We start from the raw sequence: 20,758 nt of genomic DNA on the forward strand, positions 1-20,758 counted from the left end.
TACTCCCGTATGATTTTCGACGGCTCAGAAATTATATTTGAATCGATAACATTTGTTTTTCAATCGTGGATTTCACAATCAATCTCCAACGGACTAAAAATCGACTCAAGGCGATTTATAAAATTTAAAAGCTGTATTAATCTCAGAAAAATCCCCCTATCCGAGCAGACACAGCGATGGCGGCAAGGCCCCACGGTTGCATCGGTTTCGGCATCAGGACCGGAAAGCCACAGATCTGACAGCGTGCCGGTGGAGAACGCGTCCCTGGTGTGGCCGGAGACGACCGGCTTTGCTTCACAGCCCCTGGCATGGTTTGGCCGCCCAGCGGCCGCTCGGCTCGGTGATGCTGGCGCGCCGGCTTGCCCATGAACGGTCGGCGGCCTTCCACGCCGAGCACAACGATTGCCCGACCGAGGAGCCCGACCGCGCCTACCGGCTGCCGGGGTGAGGCTGGCCGGTCCCATGGCCATCCGGCCAGTGCCCTTTCGCCGCCGGAACCCTCCGGGATGCCGGCTTATTGAAGAGAATGGCGGCCCCACGCCGCCCCGAGGCCAACCGCGACCAACCCAACCGCGAGGGATACCATCATGGGCCTGTTCACCAAAGACATCGAAACGATGAACGATCTCTTCGTCCATCAGCTCAAGGACATCTATTACGCCGAAAACCGCATTCTCAAGGGCTTGCCCAAGATGATCGAGAAGGCGACCGATCCAGGACTGAGGCAGGGCTTCGAAACCCATCTGCGTGAAACGGAGGGCCAGGTCGAGCGGCTGAGGCAGGTGTTCGCGATGCACGGCGTCACGCCCGAAGCGGTCACCTGCCCGGCCATCGACGGCATCCTGAAGGAGGCCGACGAGGTCGCCGGCGATGTCGCCGACAAGCAGGTCCTCGACGCCGCGCTGATCGCAGCGGCGCAGGCCGTCGAACATTACGAGATCACCCGCTACGGCTCTCTGATCGCCTGGGCGAAGGAGCTGGGGCGCGGCGATTGCGCCGCCGTGCTCCAGAAGAATCTCGACGAGGAAAAGGCGACCGACCTCAAGCTGACCTCGCTGGCCGAATCCAGGGTCAACCGCGCCGCCGCATGAGGCACCCCTGCCAAGGCGCCGGAGGATCGAAACCCCGTCCGGCGCCTCTTGGAGGATCCGGGCCGCTCCGCGGCGCTTCCCGGCCCCAAGCGCGTTGCCATGGCGGCGTGCTTCAACCGGAATGGCCGCCGGAAAACCCGGCACGGTCCACAGCCGCCGGTCGCGGGCGCGGCCTTGAGCGGCGCGATGCTCGTCGCAAGCTGCGCCCGCCGGCCACGGCCGCCGCCGAACCGGGAGCGGGCAGTTTGGGAAGAGTGCGGGGGACCGGATCATGATGCCCGCCTCGGCCCCGGCCAGGGGAAGGACGCCCATGCCCGGCGTCGCACTTCGCCTATGTCTTTAGGCAATGCCGCTCCGGGATCGGCTCGCGGAGAGCGGACGCCTTCCCGGAAGCGGCGGCGACGGCAAATGGCACAGACGGGGTTGCGGGCCGTTGTCGTCGAAGGCATCGCAGCCGCGGCCCGCCGATCCGACCGGAGCCCTGACCGGAGTGATGACACGATGTTCGACGGCACCCCTTCCGCCACGCACACGCCTCCATCGTCCCGATCGCCGGCGGAGCCGCCTGGCGATACCCTGACGGTCCTCAGCGAGGGGGAGCTGGCGGTGCGGCTGATGGAACGCGCCCGGCGTCCGGGCGGCGTCCTGTTCCTGGCGCGCAGCGACAGCCGCGCCGCCCGTCTGGCCTGGGCCGTCGGCGATCTGGCGCCGGACCTCGACGTCCTGCTGCTTCCGGTCGACGAGGCCACCGCCGGCGACCGGGTGCCGCCGTCGCGCGCCGTGCTGGGGCGACGCATGGCCGGGCTGGCAGCCCTGGCGCAACCGTCCGGCCCTGGCGGCCGGCTGATCCTCGCCTCGGCCGAACTGGCCTTGCAGCGTCTGCCGCCCGCCGGTTCCTGGACGAACGGGATTCTGCGCATCGAGCGCGGCGCGCCCGTCGACGAGGAGGCGTGGCGGGCCTTCTTCGCCCGCGCCGGCTATGTGCTGGACGACCGGGTGGACGAACCCGGCGAGGTGGCGATCCGCGGTGCGGTGGTGGAGGTCTTCCCCGGCGACGGCGACCGGCCTGTGCGCTGCGAGATCGCCGACGGGATCGTCGCCGAGCTGCGACTCTACGACCCGGTTTCCCAACGTTCCACCGGGACCGTGGACGCCGTCACCCTCCATCCCGTGAGCGAAATCGTCACCGACGCCGCGACGCTCGACCGTCTGGGCGCGGCCCTCGCCGGGCGCGGCGCCACGCTTCCGGAGGACATGCGCGCCGCCATCGAGGCCGGGCGCCGCCCCTACGCCTTCGACCGGCTGCTGCCGGTCATCTTCGACGATTGCCCGCTGCTGCTCGACTGCGCGCCGGACGCCGCGATCGTGCTGGACGCGGGCGCCCGCGACCGGATCGAGGCGCGCGCCGAGGATCTGCGGGAGGTCCACATCGACCGTCGTCTCCGGCGGACCACCCCCAGCCCCCTGCCCGCACCGCCGCCCGAGCACCGGCTGATCGACGCCGCCGCCTTCGAAGCCCTGCTCGCCGGGCGCCGCGTCGCCACGGTCGACCTCGTCGTGGCGGAAAGACCCGAGGAACAACCGCGCTCGGAGCGCACGCTGCTTCGCCGCGCGAGCGCATTGATCGCCGAGGGCGCCCGCGTGCTCATCGCGGCGGGCGACGGCGCGGAGGCGGACCGTCTCGCCGCGGCAGCCGCCAGGACGCTGGGGATCGAGGCGCGCCGACCCGACCGCTGGCCCGGCGACGGACTGCCCGCCGGCGGCTGCGCCGTCATGCCGCTGCGGGTAGCCGACGGGTTCGTCTGCGACAGCGTCACCGTGCTCGTGCCGCCCCGGCGGGCGGCGGGCACCGCGCGCGACGCCCCGATCCGGACACCGCTCGCCCCGGCGGAGCTGTCCACCGGCGACTTCGTCGTGCATCTCGATTACGGGATCGGCCGGCTGGTCGGGCTGGAAACCATTGGGCAGACGGACAAGCGCGGCGACGGGACCGGCGATGCCCAGGCGGGCGACTTCCTGGTTCTCGACTACGCCCGCGACGACCGGCTGCTGGTGCCCGCCGCCGATCTCGACCGGCTGTGGCGCCATGGGTCGAGCGACAGCGGCGCCAGGCTCGACACCCTCAAGAACGGTTCCTGGCTGGAACGCCGCGCCGTTCTGGAACGGGAGATCGCCGACACCGCCAAGGCGCTGCTCGTCGCCGCGCGCCGCCGCTCGCGGGAGAAGGCGCCGGTCATCGCCCCGCCCGCCGACCGCATGCGCCGCTTCGCCGCGCGCTTCGGCTTCGACCCGACCGAGGGGCAGGCCCGCGCGGCCGCCGACGTGATCGGCTCGATGGCCAGGGGGTGGCCGATGGACCATCTCGTCTGCGCCGACGTCGGCTACGGCAAGACGGAGGTGGCCCTGCGGGCCGCGGCAGCCGTCGTCTTCTCCGGATTCCAGGTCGCGGTGATGGCGCCGACCTCCGTGCTCGCCCGCCAGCATCTGGACACCTTCCGCCGCCGCTTCGCCGGCTTCGGCGTCACCATCGAGCCGCTGACCGGCGCGATGGACGGGGCGGAGACGGCGCGGGTGCGCGCCGGGATGGCCGACGGCTCCGTGGCCATCGTCGTCGGCACCCACGCCCTGCTGTCCAGGGAGGCCCGTTTCCAGCGCCTCGGCCTGATGGTGGTGGACGAGGAGCAACGCTTCGGCGCCGACCAGAAGGAGGCGCTGCGCCGTCGCACCAGGGGGGTTCACAGCCTCGCCCTCAGCGCGACGCCGATCCCGCGCACCCTCCAGGGCGCCCTGGCCGGCACGCGCGGCCTCAGCGTCATCGACACCCCGCCGGCCCGCCGCCGGCCGGTGCGCACCACGGTGATCCCCCGCGACCCCGAGATCGCGCGCGCCGCCCTGCTGCGGGAGCACGCGCGCGGCGGGCAATCCTTCTGCGTCGTCCCGCGCGTCGCCGACCTGAAGCCGCTGGAGGCGTGGCTCCGCGCGCTGGTGCCCGGCCTGCGCATCGCCGTGGCGCACGGGCGGCTGGGACCGCAGGCGCTGGACGACGCCGTCATGGGCTTCGTCGACGGCGAAAGCGACGTGCTGCTGGCGACGCCGATCATCGAATCCGGCATCGACATCCCGCGCGCCAACACGTTGCTGCTGTTCCGTCCCGACCTGTTCGGGCTGGGGCAACTGCACCAGCTGCGCGGCCGGGTGGGCCGGGGAGCGGTCCAGGGCTACGCCTGGCTGATGACCGATCCCGACCATCCGCTGGAGGAGCGCGCCGCCCGCCGGCTCGCCTCGCTGGAGCTGATCGAGAGCCTCGGCGGCGGCTTCGCGCTGAGCCTGCTCGATCTCGACCAGCGCGGCGGCGGCGACCCGCTGGGCACCGACCAGACCGGCCATCGCCGCGCCGTCGGAACCGAGCTGTACCAGCGCATCCTCGCCGATGCGCTGCGGGCGTTGCGGCGGGAGCCGGACGAGGGCTGGACACCCGAGGTGACGGTGGCGGTGCCGCAGACCATCCCCGCCGCCTACATCCCGGAGCCAGAGTTGCGCATCGGCCTGCACCGCCGGATCGCCCGCATGCGCGACGCCGCCGACGTCGATGCCCTGCGCGAGGAGATGGAGGACCGTTTCGGAACGCTGCCGGAAACGGTGGAAGGTCTGCTCGACGTCGCCACCCTGCGCTGCCGCTGCCGGCGGCTTGGCATCGCGGCGCTCAAGGTCGGGCCGGCCGGCGTGGCGCTGACCCTGCGCGGCGATTCGGCGGCGAAACGGTGCACGCAGCTCGCCAAGCGGTCCGACGGCCTGTTCCTGGCCCGCGGGGACCGGGTGACGGCCGCTCTGGCGTCAGAGGATCCCGCCGCTTCGCTCACCAACGCCGCACGCTGCCTCGACGCCGTCGAGTCAACGCGCGGTGAAGCCGCCGGCCGCTGAGCATTGACCGCCCGCGTTCAGAAACGGCGGGATCCAAAAGCAGGAGGCCCCCGGACATGGGGGCCTCCTTGGTTCCGGTTGCCGGCGCGGTCACGCCTCGTCGTATCCGGGCTCCCGTGTCTGGCCTGCCCGGTCATCCGTCGCCGTGTCGTCCGCAGCCTTGTCGTCCGCCGGCCCGGCGGGCGGGCGCTTCACCCCGGTCCCCTGCGGCTCATGCTCCTGCCCGAGCGACGGGGTTGCCGGCGGCTCGGGCATCCGACCGCCGACCGCGCCTGGGGTCGGCCGATCCTTGCCGGGTTCGTCGTCCATGATGCTCTCCATGCTTGAAAATGGTCAGACGTCGTATATCGGGCCCGGCGTCGTCTTGTTCGCGCCACCGGCCTCGTCCTCCTCCTTTTCCGTCAGGGTCCTGTCCCGCCCGTCGTCGGTTCCCGGCTTCGGGGCATGGTCGTCTTTCGGCTTGTCGCTCATCAGTCGCTCCCGTTGGTTTGATGCGACGTCAACAGGCGGTGCGGGCGCGGCCCGGAAGGTCCCGCTACGCCTGATCCTTCACCGGGGTGTCGCCGACATGCCCCTTGCCGCCGGTGTCCGACGGCAGCGGCGTCTGGGCCAGATTGCTGTTGTTCCCATGCTGCGGGTCATCCCCGCCATGGGGGGTGTTGCCCAGGCCCATGCTGTCGACCGCCCGCTTGGTCCGCTCGGCCTCGTCCCGCGCCTTGTCTGCCCGCGCCTTGTCCGCCCGGTTCGGCTGATCCTGGTTGCCAGTCTGCTTGGTCATCGCCTCATCCTTCGTCTTGATGGTCGTTGCGCGGGGGGCGCCGGATGAAAACCGGCCTCCCCCACGGCCGTCCGAAGCGTGCCGGACCCCAGGTTGAACAGCGCGGGGTGCGGAACCTCCCCTGACCGGGTGGCATATGCCCATTGTGCAGGCCGCCCCCCGGGGGTGCTTCCGGCCGAGCTTTCCGGACCCAGGTCCTTCCGGCAACGGAAGCGGGTGGGCGGAACGGCCCGCGCGGCCTCATGTTTTCCATCCATCGGCGTCACCATCATGAGGGAGCGGGAGCGATGGCACGGTCTGGCGGTTGGTTTTCCATGCAGGGAATGGCGGCGTTCGCGGGTGGCGCGGCCCTGGCGGTGATCGCCAGCCGGCTCCTGCCGCCGCTGGTGGCGCAGATGGCCGGGACGGCGCGGGCCAGCGCCGGGCGCGATCCCTTCGACGCGCTGGCCGACGACCACCGGCACATCCTCGCCCTGCTGTCCGAGATGGTGCGGACGCCCATCGACGCGACGGTGCGGCGGACGCAGCTTCTGCTGCGCCTGAAGCGGCGGCTGGCCGCGCACGCGGTGGCCGAGGAGGATGTGGTCTACCCGATGCTGCGCGACGACGCCCATCTGGACGAGGACGCCCGGAGGCTCTACGGCGAGCACGCCGAGATGAAGATGCACCTCTTTGCGCTGGAGCGCATGGCCAAGGACGATCCGCGCTGGCTGGCCGTGGCGCACGAGCTGAAGCACGTCGTCACCGAACACATCCGGCAGGAGGAGACCGTCGATTTTCCCAGTCTCCGCCGCGCCCTGGACGAGCGGGCGGTGGTCAGCCTCTCCGGCAACGTCGCGCGCGAGAAGGCGCTTCTGCTGTAGCGCGGCCCCGCCACGGGGAAATGCCGAAGGGACATCCCTCCGGCGGCGTCCGGCATCGACGCTTTGGAGCGGTCCCAAACCCCGGAAGGCCAGGGTACACCCACCCGCCTGTTCCGTCGGCACAGCCATGCGTGGGAGGGGACGGAACCACGCCGTCAAGGCACCGTTTGAGCCGGGAAACCCGCGTGCCGGCGACGCTCCGCCGGTCCGCGATTCCCACGCTGACGGGAGCATGGCCGAGAATGAGCAGTCCCCATCCCTTCCACACCAGCCGACGCCGCTTTCTCGCCTCGACGGCGATGGGGCTGGTGGCGCTGGCGGCGTCGGGAGCCAAGGCGCGCACGCTGTTCGGAACCGGCCTGCCCTGGGACGCCGGCGCGGCGGACCCGCCGGAGCGGGTGCTGCCCGGCCCCTGGACCGTCTTCACCCCGCGCGAGGGCGAACTGGTCGAGGCCATCGTCGAGCGGCTGATTCCGGCCGACGACCTCAGCGTCAGCGGCAAGGACGCCGGCTGCGCGGTGTTCATCGACCGCCAGCTCGCCGGGCATTACGGCGATTCCAGCCGGCTCTACAGGCTGGGGCCTTTCCAGCCCGGCCTTCCCACCCAGGGCGACCAGAGCGACCTGACCCCCGTCGCCAGATACCGGCACGGGCTGAAGGCGCTCGACGAGCATTGCCGCCGGACGATGGCCGGCAAGGGCTTCACCGACCTGACGCCCGACCAGAAGGACGCGCTGCTGACCGAGATGGAGAAGGACGCCGTCGCCTTCGACGGGCCGGTGGGTTCCGGCGGCTTCTTCAGCCTGATCCTGCAAAACACCATGGAGGGGTTCTTCGCCGATCCGATCTACGGCGGCAACCGCGACATGGTGAGCTGGAGGATGATCGGCTTCCCCGGCACCCGCTACGACTACCGGGACCATGTTCTCAAGCACAACCAAAAATACCCGCTTCCCCCCGTCGCCATCGGCGGCCGGGGCGATTGGGCGATGGCGACCGGGCGATGAAGGGCTGACGGGATGGCGAGCAAACTCCCCCACAAGGACGTGGTCATCATCGGGCTCGGCTGGAGCGGCGCGATCCTCGCCAACGAGCTGTGCGACGAGGGGCTGGACGTCGTCGCCATCGAGCGCGGGCCCTGGCGCGACACCGCCAAGGACTTCAACATCGGCTACGCCCCCGACGAGCTGCGCTACAACTCCCGGCAGGAGTTGATGCTGCGGCCGGCGCAGTTGACCGTCACCGCGCGCAACAACGTCGGCCAGACGGCGCTGCCGATGCGGCAGTTCGGCAGCTTCCACCCCGGCAACGGCGTCGGCGGGGCCGGCGTCCATTGGGCCGGCATCACCTGGCGCTTCTCGCCGGCCGACTTCCGCCTGCGCTCCCACTACGGCGAGCGCTACGGCGCCCAGGCCATCCCCGACGGCATGACCATCCAGGACTGGGGCCTGACCTACGAGGACATGGAGCCCTTTTACGACCGGTTCGAGTATCTGGCCGGCATCTCCGGCAAGGCCGGCAACCTGAACGGCGAGAAACAGGAGGGCGGCAACCCGTTCGAGGGCGCGCGCAAGCGCGACTACCCCAACCCGCCGATGATGCAGACCTATGGGCCCACCCTGTTCGCCGAGACCACCGCCAGCATGGGCTACAAGCCCTTCCCCATCCCGTCCGCCCTGCTGTCGCGCACCTACACCAACCCGCTGGGCGTGACGATGGGGCAATGCACCTTCTGCGGCTTCTGCACCAACTACGGCTGCGCCAACTACTCCAAGGCCAGCGCCCAGACCACCGTGCTGCCGGTGCTGATGCGCAAGCCGAACTTCGAGGCGCGGACCCTGTGCGAGGTGATGAGGGTCAACCTCGATTCCACGGGCAGGAAGGCGACCGGCGTCACCTACGTCGACAGCTCCGGCGAGGAGTTCGAGCAGCCGGCCGATCTGGTGGTCCTCTGCGCCTTCATGCTCGACAACGTCCGGCTGATGCTGCTGTCGGGCATCGGCACCCCCTACGACCCGCAGACCGGCAAGGGGGCGCTGGGGCGGAACTTCTGCTACCAGATGGCCAACCAGGCCGTCGGCTTCTTCGATCCCGCGAAGTACAATTTCAACAACTTCATCGGCGGCGGCGCCACCGGCATGGCGATCGACGAGTTCAACAACGACAATTTCGACCATGGCCCGCTGGGCTTCCTCGGCGGCGGCAGCACGCGCTGCGCGCCGATCGGGGCGGAGCCGATCTCCAAGCGGCCGACCCCGCCGGGCAGCCCGACCTGGGGGTCGGGGTGGAAGAAGGCGATGCGCGACAGCTACCTCAGCAACCTCAGCGTCGGCTGCGAGGCGAGCAGCTACGCCGACCGCGGCAACTTCCTCGACCTCGACCCGACCTACAAGGACCGCTTCGGCCGGCCGCTGATGCGCATCACCTTCGACTTCCCCGAGAACGACGTGCGGATGTCGGCCTACGTCACCGGGAAGGTGGCGGAGATCGTCCGCGCCATGGGCGCGCGCGAGGTCGTCGAGTATCCGCGCACGCGGCCCTGGTCGGTGGTGCCCTACCAGTCCACCCACGTGGTCGGCGGCACCGCGATGGGGGCCGACCCCTCGACCAGCGTCGTCAACCCCTTCCTGCAAAGCTGGGACGTGCCGAACGTCTTCACCGTGGGGGCGAACGTGTTCCCGCAAAATTCCGGCTACAACCCGACCGGGACGGTGGGCGCGCTGGCCTTTCGGGCGGCCGATGCCATCCGCAGCCGGTACCTGAAGGCCCCCGGCCCGCTGGTGCAGGCATGAGCAGGCTCGGTCCAGCCGCCGCCTTCGCCGCCGCCGCCGTGGCGCTGTTCGCGGCCGCCGGCACCATCCGGGCCGACAGCCAGGATTACGAGCTGGTCGAGCGCGGGCGCTACGTCGCCGTCGCCGCCGACTGCGTCGCCTGCCACAGCGTGCCCGGCGGCAAGCCCTACGCCGGCGGCGTGCGGCTCGACACGCCCTTCGGCGCGCTGGTGGCGCCCAACATCACCCCCGACCGCGAGACCGGCATCGGCGCCTGGACCGAGGACGACCTGCGCCGCACCCTGCACGAGGGCATCGGCCGGGGCGGCAAGCGGCTCTACCCGGCGATGCCCTACCCCGCCTACACCAAGATGACCGACGAGGACGTCCGCGCCCTCTGGGCCTACCTGACCACGCTGGAACCGGTGAACAACGCGGTGGACGTCAACCAGCTTCCCTTCCCCTTCGACATCCGGCTGTCGATGGCCGGCTGGAACCTGCTGAACTTCGAGCCGGGCCGCTTCCGCCCCGACCCGCGGAAGACGGAGGAATGGAACCGCGGCGCTTATCTGGTGGAGGCGCTTGGCCATTGCGGCACCTGCCACACGCCCAAGACCGCGCTCGGTGCCGACGAAGACGACCGCGCGCTGGAGGGCGCCAACCTCCAGGCCTGGTACGCGCCGGCCATCACCACCGACACGCGGACGGGCATCGGCAACTGGTCGAAGGAGCAGCTCGTCGCCTACCTCAAGACCGGCGCCAACCACGCCACCATCGCCTCCGGGCCGATGGCGGAGGAGATCCGGAACTCCAGCTCGAAGATGACCGACGCCGATCTGGCGGCGATGGCGACCTACCTGCTCGACCAGCCGCCGCCGGGCGGCGAGGCCCCGGCCCGGCTGGCCGCCGACGACGACCGGATGCGGGCCGGCGGCGCCATCTACCAGGACAGCTGCGCCGCCTGCCATGGCGGCGACGGGGCCGGGCAGACCCATCTGTTCCCGACCCTGGCCGGCAGCGGCGTGGTGCAGGCGGACGACCCCGCAACGCTGATCCGGCTGGTGCTGGAGGGCTCGCGCGGGGTGGCCACCGACGCGCGCCCGACCGCCCCGGCGATGCCACCGCTCGGCTGGCGGCTGTCCGACGATCAGGTGGCGGTGGTCGTCACCTACATCCGCAACGCCTGGGACAACGCCGCGCGACCGGTCTCCGCCGCCGACGTCGGCAAGGTCCGCAGGGCGGTGGCGGCGCGGTGACGCCGCCGGACCATAGGGGGCCGGACCACGGCGCGGAGCGCGCCCTGGCGGCCCCGGCCGCCGCCACTCCGCCGGCCACGGCCGCGCCGGTGGCCTGGAGCCCCTGGCTGGTGCGCAGCGCCGTGCTCGCGCTGGCCCTGCTGCTGCTGGCCGCCTTCGTCACCCGCTGGGACCGCTGGGTCGGCTCCGCCGTCCGCCAGACGACCAACGACGCCTACCTCCAGGCCGACACCACGCCGCTGGCCGCGCAGGTCTCCGGAACCGTCCGCTCGGTGCCGGTCGGCGATTTCCAATGGGTGAAGGCCGGCGACCCGCTGGCCGTCATCGCCGACGACGAATACCGCGCCCGCGTCGCCGAAACCGAGGCCGCGCTGGAAGCGGCGGACGCGGCGATCGCCCTGCTCGACATCCAGAAGCGCGCCCAGCAAGCCCTGATCGACCAGGCCGAAGCCAACGCCCACGGGCTGGAGGCCGACGCCTGGCGCGCCCGCCTGGAGGAGCGGCGCCAGCAGGATCTGTCCGAACAGGGGCTGGCCGGCACCCTCCAGGCCCTGCAACAGGCCCAGGCGGCGGCCCGCCGCGCCGAGGCGGCGCTCGGCGCCGGGCGCGCCCTGATCGACCAGCAGAAGGCGACGCTCGGCGGGCTGGACGTCCAGCAGCGGCAGGCGCGCGCCACCCGGCAGCAGCGCGAGGCGGCGCTGGCGCTCGCCCGCATCGACCTGGACCGCACGACCATCCGCGCCCCCGCCGACGGCATGGTCGGCCAGCGGCAGGCCCGTCCCGGCCAATTCGTGGCGGTCGGCAGCCAGATCATCACCCTGGTGCCGCTGCCCAACGTCTGGATCGTCGCGAACTACAAGGAAACCCAGATGACCCGCCTGCGCGTCGGCCAGCCGGCGACGATCCGGGTCGACAGCTTCCCCGACACGCCGCTGACGGGCCGTGTCGAGTCCCACTCCCCGGCGAGCGGCAGCCAGTTCGCCCTGCTGCCGCCGGAGAACGCAACCGGCAACTTCACCAAGGTCGTGCAGCGCATCCCGGTCAAGATCGTCCTCGACACCCCGCACCCGCTGATGGACCGCCTGCGGCCGGGCATGTCGGTCGAGGTCAGCATCGACACCTCGGGGGCCGACACGACGAGGGGCGATACCGTCGGTTCCGGAACCGCCCCGGCCGGCGGGGGCGGGTCGTGACGGCCGCCGAGGCGCGCCGTCCCCTGCTTCTCCGCTTCCGCCGCGGCGCCCGCCGCAGGGCAGCTCCGGTCATCACCCACCACCCGGTCGTCGGCATCCTCGGCGTGCTGCTGGGCGCCATCATCTCCACCCTGACCGCCCGCATCACCGCCTTCGGGCTGGCCGACATCCGTGGCGCCATCGGCGCCGGCTTCGACGAGGGGGCATGGATCACCACCGCCTACACGGTGGCGCAGATGGCGGTGGCGCCGGCCGCCGCCTTCTTCGGCGCGGTCTTCGGCCCCCGGCGCATCCTGCTGGTCTCGGCGGCCAGCTACGGGGTCGCGGCCCTTGCCCTGCCGCTGACCGGCAGCCTGCCGGGCGTGCTGGCCTGCCAGGCGCTCGCCGGCCTGTCGTCGGGCACCTTCATCCCGCTGACCATCGGCTTCATCGTCCGCAACCTGCCGCCGCGCTTCGTGGTCTACGGCATCGCCGTCTACGCCATGAACATCGAGCTGTCGCTGAACCTCTCGGCCTCCGTCGAGGGCTGGGTCATCGAGAACCTGAGTTGGCACTGGCTGTTCTGGGACACCGCCCTGCTGGCGCCGCTGATGTGGCTGTGCGTGTATGTCGGGATGCCGCGCGAGCCGACGCGGCGCGACCTGCTGGCGACGGCCGACTGGTGGGGCATCCTCTACGCCAGCGCCGGCTTCGCCCTGCTCTACGCCGCGCTCGACCAGGGGAACCGGCTGGACTGGCTGAACTCCGGCCTCGTCGTCGGGCTGCTGCTGGCCGGCGGGCTGCTGGTCGCCGCCTTCGTCGTCCAGGAGCTGACCTGCCCCACCCCCTGGATCACCTTCGGCGCGATCTTCCGGGGCAACATTCCGCTGCTCTGCCTGCTGCTGGTGCTGCTGCGGCTGGTCATGCTGTCCACCGCCTACCTGATCCCGCAATACCTGATCACCGTGAACAACTACCGCGCCATGGAGGTCGGCGACACGCTGCTGCTGATCGCCCTGCCGCAGTTCCTGCTGGCGCCGCTGATCGGCACCCTGCTGCGCCGCGCCGACGCCCGCGTCACCATGGCGGCGGGCTTCGCGGCGGTCGGCGCGGCCTGCTTCCTGTCCGCGCGCCTGACGGCGGACTGGATCGGCGAGACCTTCCTCGCCTCGCAGATGCTCCAGGCCTTCGGCCAGTCCTTCGCGATGACGTCGCTGATCTTCTTCAACATCAAGAACCTGTCCCCGGCCCACATCCTGACGCTGGGCGCCCTGATGCAGACCGCGCGGCTGCTGGGCGGCGAGCTGGGATCCGCCTTCATGCAGACCTTCGTGCGGGTGCGGGAGCAGTTCCACTCCTTCACGCTCGGCATGAACGTCCAGGCCGGCGATCCGGACACCGTGCGCCGGCTCGCCGGCACCGCCGCGCGGGTCGCCGCCCGCTCGGCCGGCGACGCCGAGGCCACGGAACGGGCCGCCTCGCTCCTGGCCGGGGTGGTGCGCAAGCAGGCCTACGTCCTCGCCTACGCCGACGGCTTCCTGGTGATCGGCTGGCTCGTCGTCGGCGGCCTGCTGCTGATCGCCCTGCTGCGCCCCGCCCCCGCCGCGTGACGGCAGGGTCCAGCGGACAGGCCCGTTCGGCCACGAAAGCCACCGGCCGCCGGAACCTGAACCATCGCCATGCGTTGCCGACCCGGCACATGGTTGCTTGTCACGAGGGCACAGAGCATGAAGTCAGGTCCGGTCGTCTGCATCACGGGAGCGTCCGCCGGCGTCGGTCGCGCCACGGCGCTGGCCTTCGCGGCGCGGCACAAGGCCTCCATCGGGCTGATCGCGCGATCGCGCGACGCGCTCGAAACAGTCCGGCGCGAGGTCGAGCGGCTCGGTGGACGGGGGCTGGTCCTGCCCCTCGACGTCAGCGACGCCCAGGCCCTGTCCGCCGCCGCCGACCGGCTCGAGCAGACTTTCGGACCGGTCGACGTGTGGGTCAACAGCGCCATGGTGACGGTGTTCGGGCCGGTGACGGCGCTGACGCCGGAGGAATTGCGGCGGGTCACCGACGTGACCTATCTCGGCTCGGCCTACGGCATCCAGACGGCTCTGCGGTCCATGCGCCCGCGCGGCCGGGGCACGATCATCCAGGTGGGCTCCGCCCTCGCCCATCGCTCGATCCCCTTGCAGGCGGCCTATTGCGGAGCCAAGCACGCCATCGTCGGTTTCGTCGACAGCCTGCGCTCCGAACTGCTGCACGACGGCAGCCGGGTGCGGATCACCATGGTGCAGTTGCCGGCGGTCAACACCCCCCAGTTCGAGTGGGCGCGCAGCCACATGCCGCACCGTGCCCGCCCCATGGGGACGGTCTTCCAGCCCGAGGACATCGCCCACGCCATCCTGCACGCGGCCGAGCATCCCAAGCGCGACTACTGGCTGGGCACGACGACGGTCGAGGCGATCCTGGGCAACAGCCTGCTGCCGGGCGTCGGGGACCGCTACCTTGCCCACGCCGCGGTGGAGGGGCAGGAAACGGAGGAGCGCGAGCGGCCCGGCCGGCCGGACAACCTGTTCCAGCCGGTGGAGGGCCTGCACCGCACGCGCGGCCGCTTCGGGCTGCCGCGTCACCGCCTGCGGTTGGTGGCCGGGGCGGGCGCCGTGCGCGGAACCGCGCTGATGGCGGGCTTGGTCCTGGCCGGCGGGTTTGGCTACCTTTTGGGCAGCGTCCGCTCTCCGCGCTGACGGTCGGCACCGGCCTCTATGGCATGGATCCCGGCCGAGCTTCCCGAAAGGTGAATGGGACAACGCGGCATTCCATCGCCCCCCTGGGCGCAACATCGCAACGCCGCATTGGGAAACAAACGTGGCAGACTGCGCAACGATGGCGACGAGGTGTACAATGCGACCATGAGCACCGCCCTGCCCCCGCTGGCCCTGCCCCCATTGGAGGTTACCCGCATCCTCGCCGAGCCGGCGGCGGCCGAGCATCCGCGCGGCCGCGCCATCCTGGCCCGCTTCCCCGACGCCGAGCGGGTGACGATCGCCTCGCATTGGAACATCCCCGACCTGCACGGCGACGCCGAGCAGCTGGACAGCTACGTCCGCACCAAGCGCAGCGTGCTGGTGCTCGGCGTCAAGAAGACGCTCGCCGTGCGGCCGAACGGGCGCAGCGCCGATTTCATCGCGCCGTCCCATTCCAACGGCTGCGCCATGGCCTGCGCCTACTGCTACGTCTCGCGGCGCAAGGGCTACGCCAACCCGATCACCACCTTCGTCAACATCGACGGCATCACCGCCGCCATCGCCCGTCACGCCGGCCGGCTCGGGCCCAAGCCGGACGCGAACCAGGTCGATCCGCTGGCCTGGGTCTACGACGTCGGCGAGAACGGCGACTGCTCGGTCGACGCCCTGATCTCCGACAACGTCCGCGACCTCACCGCCCTGTTCCGCCGCCTGCCCAACGCCAAGGGCAGCTTCGCCACCAAATACGTGAACCGCGACCTGCTGGACTACGACCCGGCCGGCCGCATGCGCATCCGCTTCAGCCTGATGCCGGCCGAGTTGGCCCGCACGCTCGATGTCCGCGCCGCACCCATCCCCGAACGCATCGCCGCCATCGAGGAGTTCGTCCGCGCCGGCTGGGAGGTGCACCTGAACTTCAGCCCGGTGGTGGTCTATGAGGGCTGGACCGCCGCCTACGCCGAACTGTTCAGCCAAGTCGACGCCGCCCTGTCGGAACGCGCCCGCGCCCAGATCGCCGCCGAGGTGATCTTCCTCACCCACAACGAGGAACTGCACGACCTGAATCTGCGCTGGCACCCCAAGGCGGAGGAGCGGCTGTGGACGCCGCGCTGGCAGGAGCCCAAGCGCTCGGAGAACGGCGCCGTCAACGTCCGCTACCGGGCGGCCCTCAAGGGCCGGATGATCGCCATGTTCCGCGAGTTGCTCGCCCGCCACATGCCCTACTGCCGCGTCCGCTACGCCTTCTGACCGGAGCCGGTCCGCCGCTCAGAACAGCGGAAGCTGCATCCTGCCGCCGTCGTCGACATGCCGTCGCGCCGCCCGGACGGCCGCGTCCTGGGCGCCTTCCTGGCTGCGCGCCGTCCCCTTGGCGATCGGTTCACCGGCGACCGTCACCGACCACAGCCAGCCGTCCGGCCGCCATGTGACGGCCAGATCGCAGCCATGGATGCGGGTGACCATGTGACGGACGGACCAGACGGGAGACAGGGGCATCCAGACCTCGGGGTGAGGGCAGTTCCGATCCCGGCGAAGCCGGCAACGGCTTTTGGGAGGCCCTGGTATATCCCGTGCCGCCCCTCCAGGCCAGCACCACCGGATGGGCGGAAGCACGCGAGCCCCCGCCCACCCTCTCGTTTCCGGTGGAGAAGTTGGGCGGAGGCCCAGCGCCGATCCCAGTGCCCCGTTACGCGAACAGGAAATGGGTCTTGTTCAAGGAAGACATCTGCACGTTGGCGAGCGTGATCCCGTCGGTCGATCCGAGTTCGATGGCCAGGTTGCTCCCCGATTGGGTGAGGTGGGGCGTCAGATCCGCCATGCCGTGGATCGACGTCCAGCCCCGCAGGTCGATGACGTCTCCCCCTGCGGCGGTGGCGAAGTCGCCGATGTAGTCGTAGCCGCCTCCGGGATTGAAGACGAACACGTCGCTGCCGCTTCCCCCCTCCAGGTAATCATTGCCGGCCCCGCCATCGAGCGTGTCGGCGCCGTCGCCGCCGGACAGAAGGTCGTTGCCCTCGCCACCAAGAAGGCTGTCGTCTCCGATGTAGCCGACGAGGGTGTCATTGCCGGCGAGCCCGATGAGGGCATCGTCGCCGGCCGTGCCGATCATCTGGTCGGCGTTCGCGGTGCCGTACTCGGGCGTTGCGGCGAAGCGGAAGTTGGCGGCGGTGAGGCTGCCGAGGCTGACACCGGCCAGCGTGATGCCCGTGCCGTTGCCGAGATAGATGCCGGTGTCGTTGCCCGACTGGGTCGCGCCGGCCATGACCGCGCCAAGGCTGGTCATGCCGGCGATGGAATGAACATCGATGATGTCCCCGCCGCTGCCGGCTTGGAAGTCCCCGACATAGTCGTAGCCATCGCCGGGAGCCATCACGAAGGTGTCGCTGCCGGTTCCGCCGACCAGATAGTCGTTCCCGATGCCACCCGCGAGTGTGTCGTTTCCGGTTCCGCCCGACATCACGTCGTTGCCGGCACCACCGAACAGGACGTCGTTGCCGTCTTCACCGAACATCTGGTCATTGCCGGCCCCACCGGACAGCGTATCGTTGCCTTGGGCCGCATACATCTGGTCGACGCCGTCGCCGCCGGTGATGACGTCGGCGCCGCTGGTGCCGAACCATTGCGAGGGGGCGAACAGGAAGTTGGCCTCGACCAGGGACGAGACCTGGAGGTTTCCAAGCGTCAGCCCGTCCGTCGGGCTGATGTCGATGGCGACATTGGCGCCGCTCTGGGTCAGGGTCAGGTCGGCCAGGCTGTGGATCGTGGTGATGGAGCGAAGGTCGATGACGTCGCCGCCGGCCCCGGCCGTGAAGTCATCCACGTAATCGTAGCTGTCGCCCAGCTTGAAGACGATGGTGTCGGTACCGCTTCCCGTCTGGATGTGGTCGATGCCGGCCCCGCCCCAGAGGGTGTCGTTTCCGGCACCGCCGTAGAGCTGGTCGCCGCCGCCGCCACCGATCAGGCTGTCGTTTCCGTCCTCGCCAAACAGCTGGTCGTTGCCGTCACCTCCATCCACCGTGTCGTTGCCGTTGCCGGCAAAGACCTGATCGGCCACCGTGGTGCCGGTCCAGTTGTCGGGTCCGGAGGTCAGGTAATAGGTCTGAGGCGTCGGCTGGGAGGAATCGTCGTTCAAGATGACGCCCTGGGCCGTCGCGGTGGTGAAAACGGTGGGATCGTTGGGCAGGGCTTGCAGGGTGACGGTGAAGCCTTCGGTCGCTTCGACGGCGGTGTCGCCGAGAACCGCAACGCTGATGGTCGCGGTGGGGCTTCCGACGGCGAAGGTGGCGGTGCCCGAGGGGAAGGTGCCGCCGAAATCCGCGGCGTCCGCCGGGGCGGAACCCGACCCGGCAACCGACCATTGCACGGTCTTCGCCGTGTCCGTGCTGCCGGTCCGGGTCAGAGTGAAGACGAAGCTGGTCGTGCCGCTGTTGCCCTCGGCCTGGGAAACGACGGCCGGGGCGATGGAAACCGAGGCCGGCTCCTCCGGCGGCGGCCCGTCGGTGATGGTGATGGTGGAACCGCTGGCGATGAAGTTTTCCGCCGTATAGGCGCCGGCCAGAACGATGTCGAGATCGCTGCCCGGCGTGGCGTCGGTGCCGATGTGGAGGATGGTGTCGTTGCCGCTCGCCTCGATGCGGATGCCGCCGAGCCCGAGCCCCGCGCCGCTTCCGGACGTCACGGCTCCGGTGAAGGTCAGCCCGGTCACCGCGATGACGTCGCCGGTCTTCGCGTCGGTGATCCGGTCGGCCGAGCCGGCGTTGCCGTAGGTGGTGAATTCGAAGCGATTCAGCCCGGCGCCTCCGGTGAGCAGGTCGCTGCCGGCGCCTCCGATCAGGGTGTCGTTGCCGTCGCCGCCGACCAGGGTGTCGTTACCACCGCCGCCGGCGAGGCGGTTGGCGCCGGCGTCACCGAACAGGGTGTCGTTGCCGTCGCCACCGATGGCGTGGCTGAAGCCGGAGATCACGTCGCCCTGAGCGTCCCCGCCCGCCGCCGTGCTGGTCGTCAGGTTGACCGACACACCATGGACCGATCCGCCGTAATCGATGGTGTCGTCGCCGCCGCCTCCCAACAGCGTGTCCGCTCCCGCGCCACCGTTCAGCGTGTCGTCGCCGAGTCCGCCATTCAAGCTGTCGTTCCCGGTGCCGCCGCGCAGCCAGTCGTGGCCGGCACCGCCCAGGAGGGTGTCGGTGCCATCCATGCCGAACAGGGTATCGTCGCCGTCGCCGCCAAGGATCGAATCATTGCCGCCACCGCCGATTAGGGTGTCGTTGCCAGCACCGCCATCGACGGTGTCGTTGCCGGAACCACCGTCGGCGAGGTCGTTGCCGTCGCCGGCGTACAGTGCATCGTCACCACCAGTGGCATTGCCAGCCGGATCGGCGTCGGCGTTGACGGCCCCGCCAAAAAGCATGTCATCGCCGGTGCCACCGTACAGCGTGTCGTTCCCCAACCCGCCATCCAGGAAAACGGCTTGGCCCGGGCCTCCGCCGCTGGTCAGCGCGTCGTTTCCGACACCGCCGATCGACTCCAGATACCCCCCGGTCTGCTGGATCAGAGGGCGAATGTGCTGGTAATACTGGTATCCGATGTCCCGCCATGCCCCCCCGGACTCTCCTTCGGTAAGGCCGTAGCCATCGTTGTTGTCGTCGGCGTTCCATGTCCAGTAGGTCGCGCTCATGCCCAGTTGGTTGCCGACGAGATTGCTCACGCCGTTCAGGTCAAAATCTCCATTCAGATATTTTACAAGATTATCTCCCCAAGCCACTTTTTTCTCGTCGGAGACGACTATTCCAAACTCACCAACAAGGATTGGAGCGATATTCTGTTGGTAGATATACCCAAATCTCGAATCCCACAGAGATCCAAACGAGTTTGCCCAGTTCTGAATTTTCTCGCTTTCCGTATTTCCCGGAGCATAATCAATTCTCCATTCGTCATATTGGCTATAGGCATGTGGAGAATAAATCAGCTTGTTCATGGCTGAAGGGTCTGCAAGCTGGATCGGTTGAGTGGCGACGGCCGAGAGATTGGATGACCAATCCATCCCTTCCACGATCAGCAGCCAATCCTTGTTCACGGCATGTATCGCGTTCGCCAGTTCCTCAGCGCCTGTTTTCCAGTCGGTGGCCGACCCGGTTCCATCCCATGTTGCCTTCCCCCCATCCATGGATGTCGTTTCGTTCTGAAGGTCGGCACCGATGACGGCGGGGTTTCCGGCATAGTGTTTGGCGAGAAAAACCCAATCCTTTTCCACCGTTTCCCGATCATAAACCCTGGAAAGACCCTGAGGGTCATCATCGTACCAGAGTCCATTCTTCATGAAGGCCGTATAGGCGGATGCTTCATGGCTGGTGAAATGATGATCAAGGATAATGCGGAGGCCGACTTGGCCGGCATAATCGACGATCTTGTCCAAGACCTTCAACGGCGTCAGAACGTTTCCGCCGTCATAAAGATCAGGATTGTGCCATTGGGAGATCCTGTCGGGCCTCAGCAAAGGGTCGCGCACGCCAAGACTTGGCTGAAGGTCGTCAATCAGCACGTCGGCATCGAGCATACGGTTGCTGATGGGGATGCGAATGGTGTTGAAACCCATTGCAACCATCTGATCCATCATGTCTTTGTAGTTGCGTTGATCGAGCCCCATAGGGGCATAGAGGGTGTCCCCTTCCCCTTGCGCATTGATCGGCGAACCTGCGGCACCACCCCAGTTTACGCCAATCAGGCGAACCGATTGACCATTGGCATCAACGATCTGGTTTCCGCTGGTGCTCAGGAACCCGTCAGCAATTTTGGACATTCAATGAACTCCGGGCCAATAGTGACGCGGGAAAAACCATTCCCGCTGGACCCGTGGAATTATTTGCATCAACAGGTTGTGTTCCACAAATAAATCGTAATATCCATGGCGGACGACACGCCTTATGTAGTAGAGTAAACAATATATTTTTCTTTTATAAACATATATGACGCGCTTCACTACAAATTAAAATTTCGCAAAACATCAAAAATAAGAAATAAATTTGCAGGCACCCATGCATCGAGAAGGTCAAGGCAATTCTGAAAGCCGATGCAAGCAGCCATCTGCCCAACGCGGCACGCGTTGGTGGAGGAAGGGTTTCCGTCTCCCGAGAGCCATCCGGTTTGGGTTGCGCCGCCATGGCGATGCTCCGATTC

At 69.1% G+C, this 20,758-nt stretch carries 16 protein-coding genes; 11 read left to right on the forward strand and 5 right to left on the reverse strand.

The features are described from left to right. The first annotated feature begins 289 nt into the window (after nt 1-289). The 3 genes from JN22_RS11515 to JN22_RS11525 all read left to right on the forward strand — a co-directional run bounded on the left by JN22_RS11515 (nt 290) and on the right by JN22_RS11525 (nt 5,012). A complete protein-coding gene (locus JN22_RS11515; protein WP_179166127.1) occupies nt 290-448 on the forward strand; it encodes a hypothetical protein in 159 nt (52 codons plus the stop codon). Between the two features lie 139 nt (nt 449-587). Continuing rightward, entirely contained in the window at nt 588-1,091 is a 504-nt protein-coding gene (locus JN22_RS11520; protein ID WP_085554057.1) for a YciE/YciF ferroxidase family protein, read from the forward strand. A gap of 501 nt (nt 1,092-1,592) precedes the next feature. After that, nucleotides 1,593-5,012 carry a DEAD/DEAH box helicase gene (locus JN22_RS11525; protein ID WP_085554058.1) on the forward strand — a complete coding sequence of 1,140 codons (3,420 nt, stop codon included), beginning with the start codon at nt 1,593-1,595 and terminating at the stop codon, nt 5,010-5,012. A 90-nt stretch (nt 5,013-5,102) separates the two neighbouring features. Here the strand turns inward: JN22_RS11525 and JN22_RS11530 are convergent, their stop codons facing one another. From JN22_RS11530 to JN22_RS11540, 3 genes are all read right to left on the reverse strand, one after another. Continuing rightward, complete coding sequence (locus JN22_RS11530) at nt 5,103-5,321, reverse strand: hypothetical protein (RefSeq protein WP_143268264.1); 219 nt, start codon at nt 5,319-5,321, stop codon at nt 5,103-5,105. A gap of 24 nt (nt 5,322-5,345) precedes the next feature. Further along, nucleotides 5,346-5,483, reverse strand: a complete 138-nt coding sequence (locus JN22_RS11535) for a hypothetical protein (RefSeq protein ID WP_179166128.1) — start codon at nt 5,481-5,483, stop codon at nt 5,346-5,348. 64 nt (nt 5,484-5,547) lie between these two features. Next, nucleotides 5,548-5,790 carry a hypothetical protein gene (locus tag JN22_RS11540; protein ID WP_085554060.1) on the reverse strand — a complete coding sequence of 81 codons (243 nt, stop codon included), beginning with the start codon at nt 5,788-5,790 and terminating at the stop codon, nt 5,548-5,550. 287 nt (nt 5,791-6,077) lie between these two features. Between JN22_RS11540 and JN22_RS11545 the strand changes: the two genes are divergently transcribed. The 8 genes from JN22_RS11545 (at nt 6,078) to JN22_RS11580 (ending at nt 15,832) form a co-directional block, all read left to right on the forward strand. After that, complete coding sequence (locus tag JN22_RS11545) at nt 6,078-6,653, forward strand: hemerythrin domain-containing protein (RefSeq protein WP_085554061.1); 576 nt, start codon at nt 6,078-6,080, stop codon at nt 6,651-6,653. A 242-nt stretch (nt 6,654-6,895) separates the two neighbouring features. Then, nucleotides 6,896-7,660 carry a gluconate 2-dehydrogenase subunit 3 family protein gene (locus JN22_RS11550; RefSeq protein ID WP_085554062.1) on the forward strand — a complete coding sequence of 255 codons (765 nt, stop codon included), beginning with the start codon at nt 6,896-6,898 and terminating at the stop codon, nt 7,658-7,660. 12 nt (nt 7,661-7,672) lie between these two features. After that, nucleotides 7,673-9,445, forward strand: coding sequence for a GMC family oxidoreductase (locus JN22_RS11555; protein WP_085554063.1), 1,773 nt, complete (start codon nt 7,673-7,675; stop codon nt 9,443-9,445). Then, nucleotides 9,442-10,680 (forward strand): cytochrome c, encoded by a 1,239-nt coding sequence (locus tag JN22_RS11560; RefSeq protein WP_085554064.1) that lies wholly within the window; start codon nt 9,442-9,444, stop codon nt 10,678-10,680. Before JN22_RS11555 ends, JN22_RS11560 begins: the two co-directional genes overlap by 4 nt. Continuing rightward, a complete protein-coding gene (locus JN22_RS11565; protein ID WP_223677684.1) occupies nt 10,677-11,873 on the forward strand; it encodes an HlyD family secretion protein in 1,197 nt (398 codons plus the stop codon). The genes JN22_RS11560 and JN22_RS11565 overlap by 4 nt, the downstream gene beginning before the upstream one ends. Then, complete coding sequence (locus JN22_RS11570) at nt 11,870-13,462, forward strand: MFS transporter (RefSeq protein ID WP_085554066.1); 1,593 nt, start codon at nt 11,870-11,872, stop codon at nt 13,460-13,462. The genes JN22_RS11565 and JN22_RS11570 overlap by 4 nt, the downstream gene beginning before the upstream one ends. 117 nt (nt 13,463-13,579) lie before the next feature. Then, complete coding sequence (locus JN22_RS11575) at nt 13,580-14,584, forward strand: SDR family oxidoreductase (protein WP_085554067.1); 1,005 nt, start codon at nt 13,580-13,582, stop codon at nt 14,582-14,584. A 165-nt stretch (nt 14,585-14,749) separates the two neighbouring features. Beyond that, on the forward strand, nt 14,750-15,832 hold the full coding sequence (locus tag JN22_RS11580) for a spore photoproduct lyase family protein (protein ID WP_085554068.1): 1,083 nt from the start codon (nt 14,750-14,752) through the stop codon (nt 15,830-15,832). Between the two features lie 18 nt (nt 15,833-15,850). Here JN22_RS11580 and JN22_RS11585 read toward each other — a convergent pair whose 3' ends face one another. Together JN22_RS11585 and JN22_RS11590 are read right to left on the reverse strand one after the other, a co-directional pair. After that, entirely contained in the window at nt 15,851-16,078 is a 228-nt protein-coding gene (locus JN22_RS11585; protein ID WP_085554069.1) for a DUF2188 domain-containing protein, read from the reverse strand. 190 nt (nt 16,079-16,268) lie between these two features. Further along, nucleotides 16,269-20,381, reverse strand: a complete 4,113-nt coding sequence (locus JN22_RS11590) for a cellulase family glycosylhydrolase (protein WP_085554070.1) — start codon at nt 20,379-20,381, stop codon at nt 16,269-16,271. Between the last annotated feature and the right edge of the window lie 377 nt (nt 20,382-20,758).

This window comes from Azospirillum agricola, assembly GCF_020005195.1.
Taxonomy (GTDB): Bacteria; Pseudomonadota; Alphaproteobacteria; order Azospirillales; family Azospirillaceae; genus Azospirillum; species Azospirillum agricola.

What these genes read in the sequence shown, in the direction of transcription:
- JN22_RS11575 (WP_085554067.1), top strand. Translation starts at nt 13,580, where the DNA reads ATGAAGTCAGGTCCGGTCGTCTGCATCACGGGAGCGTCCGCCGGCGTC.
- JN22_RS11580 (WP_085554068.1), top strand. Translation starts at nt 14,750, where the DNA reads ATGAGCACCGCCCTGCCCCCGCTGGCCCTGCCCCCATTGGAGGTTACC.
- JN22_RS11550 (WP_085554062.1), top strand. Translation starts at nt 6,896, where the DNA reads ATGAGCAGTCCCCATCCCTTCCACACCAGCCGACGCCGCTTTCTCGCC.
- JN22_RS11520 (WP_085554057.1), top strand. Translation starts at nt 588, where the DNA reads ATGGGCCTGTTCACCAAAGACATCGAAACGATGAACGATCTCTTCGTC.
- JN22_RS11590 (WP_085554070.1), bottom strand. Translation starts at nt 20,381, where the DNA reads ATGTCCAAAATTGCTGACGGGTTCCTGAGCACCAGCGGAAACCAGATC.
- JN22_RS11530 (WP_143268264.1), bottom strand. Translation starts at nt 5,321, where the DNA reads ATGGACGACGAACCCGGCAAGGATCGGCCGACCCCAGGCGCGGTCGGC.
- JN22_RS11585 (WP_085554069.1), bottom strand. Translation starts at nt 16,078, where the DNA reads ATGCCCCTGTCTCCCGTCTGGTCCGTCCGTCACATGGTCACCCGCATC.
- JN22_RS11555 (WP_085554063.1), top strand. Translation starts at nt 7,673, where the DNA reads ATGGCGAGCAAACTCCCCCACAAGGACGTGGTCATCATCGGGCTCGGC.
- JN22_RS11525 (WP_085554058.1), top strand. Translation starts at nt 1,593, where the DNA reads ATGTTCGACGGCACCCCTTCCGCCACGCACACGCCTCCATCGTCCCGA.
- JN22_RS11560 (WP_085554064.1), top strand. Translation starts at nt 9,442, where the DNA reads ATGAGCAGGCTCGGTCCAGCCGCCGCCTTCGCCGCCGCCGCCGTGGCG.
- JN22_RS11535 (WP_179166128.1), bottom strand. Translation starts at nt 5,483, where the DNA reads ATGAGCGACAAGCCGAAAGACGACCATGCCCCGAAGCCGGGAACCGAC.
- JN22_RS11540 (WP_085554060.1), bottom strand. Translation starts at nt 5,790, where the DNA reads ATGACCAAGCAGACTGGCAACCAGGATCAGCCGAACCGGGCGGACAAG.
- JN22_RS11545 (WP_085554061.1), top strand. Translation starts at nt 6,078, where the DNA reads ATGGCACGGTCTGGCGGTTGGTTTTCCATGCAGGGAATGGCGGCGTTC.